The organism is Ideonella sp. P3_A4, assembly GCF_056403075.1.
Genome location: NZ_JBFUGE010000593.1, coordinates 1 through 3,652, shown reverse-complemented (window position 1 = coordinate 3,652; position 3,652 = coordinate 1). Strand labels below are relative to the sequence as shown.

General features: G+C 66.5%; 5 protein-coding genes. All 5 read left to right on the top strand.

The window, feature by feature from the left end:
* The coding region (locus AC1DYI_RS29520; RefSeq protein WP_477207682.1) for an OmpH/Skp family outer membrane protein at positions 1-245 on the top strand (245 nt) is incomplete at its 5' end.
* Positions 246-259: 14 nt separating this feature from the next.
* Positions 260-1,315 (top strand): UDP-3-O-(3-hydroxymyristoyl)glucosamine N-acyltransferase, encoded by a 1,056-nt coding sequence (gene lpxD / locus AC1DYI_RS29515; RefSeq protein ID WP_477207681.1) that lies wholly within the window; start codon positions 260-262, stop codon positions 1,313-1,315.
* A gap of 5 nt (positions 1,316-1,320) precedes the next feature.
* Positions 1,321-1,761 (top strand): 3-hydroxyacyl-ACP dehydratase FabZ, encoded by a 441-nt coding sequence (gene fabZ / locus AC1DYI_RS29510; RefSeq protein WP_329725006.1) that lies wholly within the window; start codon positions 1,321-1,323, stop codon positions 1,759-1,761.
* A gap of 8 nt (positions 1,762-1,769) precedes the next feature.
* Positions 1,770-2,558, top strand: a complete 789-nt coding sequence (gene lpxA, locus AC1DYI_RS29505; protein ID WP_477207684.1) for an acyl-ACP--UDP-N-acetylglucosamine O-acyltransferase — start codon at positions 1,770-1,772, stop codon at positions 2,556-2,558.
* A 36-nt stretch (positions 2,559-2,594) separates the two neighbouring features.
* Positions 2,595-3,652, top strand: a 1,058-nt coding sequence (lpxB, locus tag AC1DYI_RS29500) for a lipid-A-disaccharide synthase (protein WP_477207683.1), incomplete at its 3' end; no start/stop codon positions are given.

Genomic DNA, 3,652 nt, shown 5'->3' with positions numbered 1-3,652 from the left:
CCCGTCGCCAGCGTGACCTGGCCGACCAGGACCGCGACTTCCAACGCAAGCGCCGCGAGTTGCTGGAAGACCTGAACCAGCGCAAGAACGAAGAACTGTCGGCCGTCGTCGAACGCGCCAACAAGGTCATCAAGCAGATCTTCGAGCAGGAAAAGTACGACCTGATCCTGCAGGAAGTCATCTTCGCCGGCCCGCGCATCGACATCACCAAGAAGGTGGTGGACGCGCTGAACGCCGGCAAGTGAATGGCGGACTGACCATGCCTTCGCGGCCGGGCGAGACCCTTGCTGTCCGCCTGGCCGATATCGCCGCCGCGCTAGGCGGCGAGTTGCGTGGCGACGGCGAGCGCCTCGTCGAACGCATCGGCCCGTTGGAGGCCGCCACCCCCACCACCATCAGTTTTCTGGCGCAGGCGCGTCTGAAGCCGCTGCTGGACACCACAGCCGCCGGCGCGGTGATCGTGCGTGACGATGTCGCGCCGGTCGTGCTGGCCCGCGGTGCGTCGGCCATCGTGGTGGCAGACCCTTATCTCGCATTTGCCCGCCTGACACGTTGGTGGGCCGCTCGCACGCGGCCGCTGCCCGAGCTCGGTGTCCACCCGAGCGCTTATGTGGCGCCCGGTGCGCAGGTGCACGCCTCAGCCAGCGTTGGGCCGTTTGCCGTGATCGAGGCGCACGCGGTGCTGGCCGAGCACGTGGTAATCGGTGCGCATGCGGTGGTGGGCGAGGGCGCCGAGGTGGGTGCGGGTACGCAATTGCGGGCGCGCTCGACCTTTGGCTACGCCTGCCGCATCGGCGCGCGGGGCATCGTGCACAGCGGCGCGGTGATCGGTGCCGACGGGTTCGGCTTCGCTCCGAATGAAGGCCGCTGGGAAAAGATCGAGCAGCTGGGCGCCGTCTGCCTCGGAGACGACGTCGAGATCGGCGCCAACACCTGTGTCGACCGTGGTGCGCTGGACGACACCGTGATCGAAGACGGCGTGAAGCTGGACAACCTGATCCAGATCGCGCACAACGTGCACATTGGTGCGCACACCGCGATGGCCGGTTGCGTCGGCGTCGCGGGCAGTGCGCGCATCGGCAAGCACTGCACCTTCGGCGGCGCGGCGATGATTCTTGGGCATTTGCAGATCGCCGACCACGTGCACATTTCAGCCGCCAGCGTGGTGATGAGCTCCATCCTGAAGCCGGGGCAGTACAGCGGCGTGTTTCCAATCGATGAAAATGGCAACTGGGAGAAGAACGCAGCGACACTGCGCCAGTTGCACACCTTGCGCACGCGGTTGCGCGCGCTTGAGAAGAAGAGCTCACCATGAACACCGTGATGGACATCCACCAGATCCTCAAACGCCTGCCCCACCGCTACCCGCTGCTGCTGGTGGACCGGGTGGTCGAGTTGGACAAGAACGTCCGCATCCTGGCGCTGAAGAACGTCACGATCAACGAGCCGTTTTTCACCGGCCACTTCCCGCACCGCCCGGTGATGCCAGGCGTATTGATCCTCGAGGCGATGGCCCAGTCGGCCGCGCTGCTGTCGTTCGCGTCGATGGACGTGGACCCGGGCGACGACATGGTGGTCTACTTTGCAGGCATCGACGCGGCGCGCTTCAAGCGCCCGGTCGAGCCAGGCGACCAGCTGATGCTCGAAGCGCTGATCGACCGCGTGCGCGGCGGCATCTACAAGTACAAGGCCAAGGCCACGGTGAACGGCGAAATGGCCGCCGAAGCCGAGCTGATGTGCACGATGCGCAAGGTGTCCTGACGCAGGACATGGCCAAGATCCACGCCACTGCCATCATTGACCCTGCGGCCGAGCTGGACGCGTCGGTCACCGTCGGCCCCTACGCCGTCATCGGCCCGGACGTGCGCATCAGCGCCGGCACCAGCGTGGGGCCGCACACGGTGATCGAAGGCCGCACGACGATCGGCTGCGACAACCGCATCTTCCAGTTCGCCTCGATCGGCGCGATCTCGCAGGACATGAGCTACGGCGGTGAGCCGACGCAGCTGGTGATCGGCGACCGCAACACGATCCGCGAGTTCTGCACCCTCAACCTGGGCACGATGAAGGAAGAGGGCGTTACCCGCATCGGCTCGGACAACTGGATCATGGCCTACGTGCATGTCGCGCACGACTGCCGCGTCGGCAACCACATCGTGATGGCCAACAACGCCACGCTGGCCGGCCACGTGCATGTGGGTGACTGGGCGGTGATCGGTGGCTTGACCGGCGTGCACCAGTTCGTGCACATCGGCGCTCACGCGATGATCGGCTTCCAGGCTCATGTGGCGCAGGACGTGCCGCCCTACATGACGGTCGACGGCAACCCGCTGGCCGTTCGTGCGGTGAACCTGACCGGCCTGAAGCGCCGCGGTTTCAGCAACGAGCGTATGGGCGTGGTCCGCCAGATGCACAAGCTGATTTACCGCGACTCGTTGACGCTGGAACAAGCCATCGCCGCGATCGGTGCACTGAAGGGCAGTCAGCCCGATGCCGACACTGACGTGGAAGCGATGCTCGCTTTCCTGGCCAGCGCCAAGCGCGGCATCGTTCGCTGAAGGGCCGGTGTGAGCGTTACGAATCCCCGCCTGGGCATGGTGGCCGGCGAGGCCTCCGGCGATTTGCTGGCCGGCCTGCTGCTGCAGGGGCTGCGCGAGCGCTGGCCCGGTGCGCAGGCCGCGGGCATTGGCGGCCCCAAGATGCTGGCCCAGGGCTTCGATGCCTGGTGGCCGAGCAGCAAACTGTCGGTCTTCGGCTATGTCGACGCGCTGCGCAACTACCGCGAACTCGTCGGCATCCGCACTGCGCTGCGCAAGCGGCTGATCGCTGAGCGGCCGAACCTTTTTATCGGCGTCGATGCGCCGGATTTCAACTTCGGCCTCGAAACGCCGCTGCGCGAAGCCGGCATCCGCACCGTGCATTTCGTCTGCCCGTCGATCTGGGCCTGGCGTGGTGATCGGGTCAAGAAGCTCGCCGCCGCGGCCGATCACGTGCTGTGCCTTTTTCCGTTCGAGCCCGCTTTGCTCGAGCAGCATGGCGTCAAAGCCAGTTTCGTCGGCCACCCGCTGGCCGACACGATCCCGCTGGAGCCGCCGCGCGAAGCGGCGCGCAATGCGCTGAAACTTGCCCATGACGACACGGTGGTGGCGCTGCTGCCCGGCAGCCGGCGCAGCGAGATCCGCTACATCGCGCCGGTGTTGCTGCAGGCCGCTGCGCTGCTGGCCCGCCAGCGGCCCGGCCTGCGCTTCGTGCTGCCAGTGGCGCCGGGCCTGCAAGACCTGGTCTGGCCGCTGGTCAACGAGCTGGCCGGTGGCGCCGAGGTCGAATTGCTGGAAGGCCGCTCGCACGAAGCGCTGGCCGCCTGCGACGTGACGCTGATTGCCAGCGGCACGGCCACGCTGGAAGCAGCGCTGTTCAAGCGGCCGATGGTCATCACCTACCGCATGCACTGGCTGAACTGGCAGTACATGAAGCGGCGCGCCTACCAGCGCTGGTTTGGCCTGCCTAACATCCTCTGCCGCAAGTTCATCGTGCCCGAGTTGATGCAAGATGCGGCCACGCCCGAAGCGCTGGCTGGCGAAGCCCTGGCCTGGCTGGACGACGCGCCGCGGCGTGCGCTGCTGAACGACCGACTGACCGAACTTCACCTGAC

What these genes read in the sequence shown, in the direction of transcription:
- lpxA (WP_477207684.1), top strand. Translation starts at nt 1,770, where the DNA reads ATGGCCAAGATCCACGCCACTGCCATCATTGACCCTGCGGCCGAGCTG.
- lpxD (WP_477207681.1), top strand. Translation starts at nt 260, where the DNA reads ATGCCTTCGCGGCCGGGCGAGACCCTTGCTGTCCGCCTGGCCGATATC.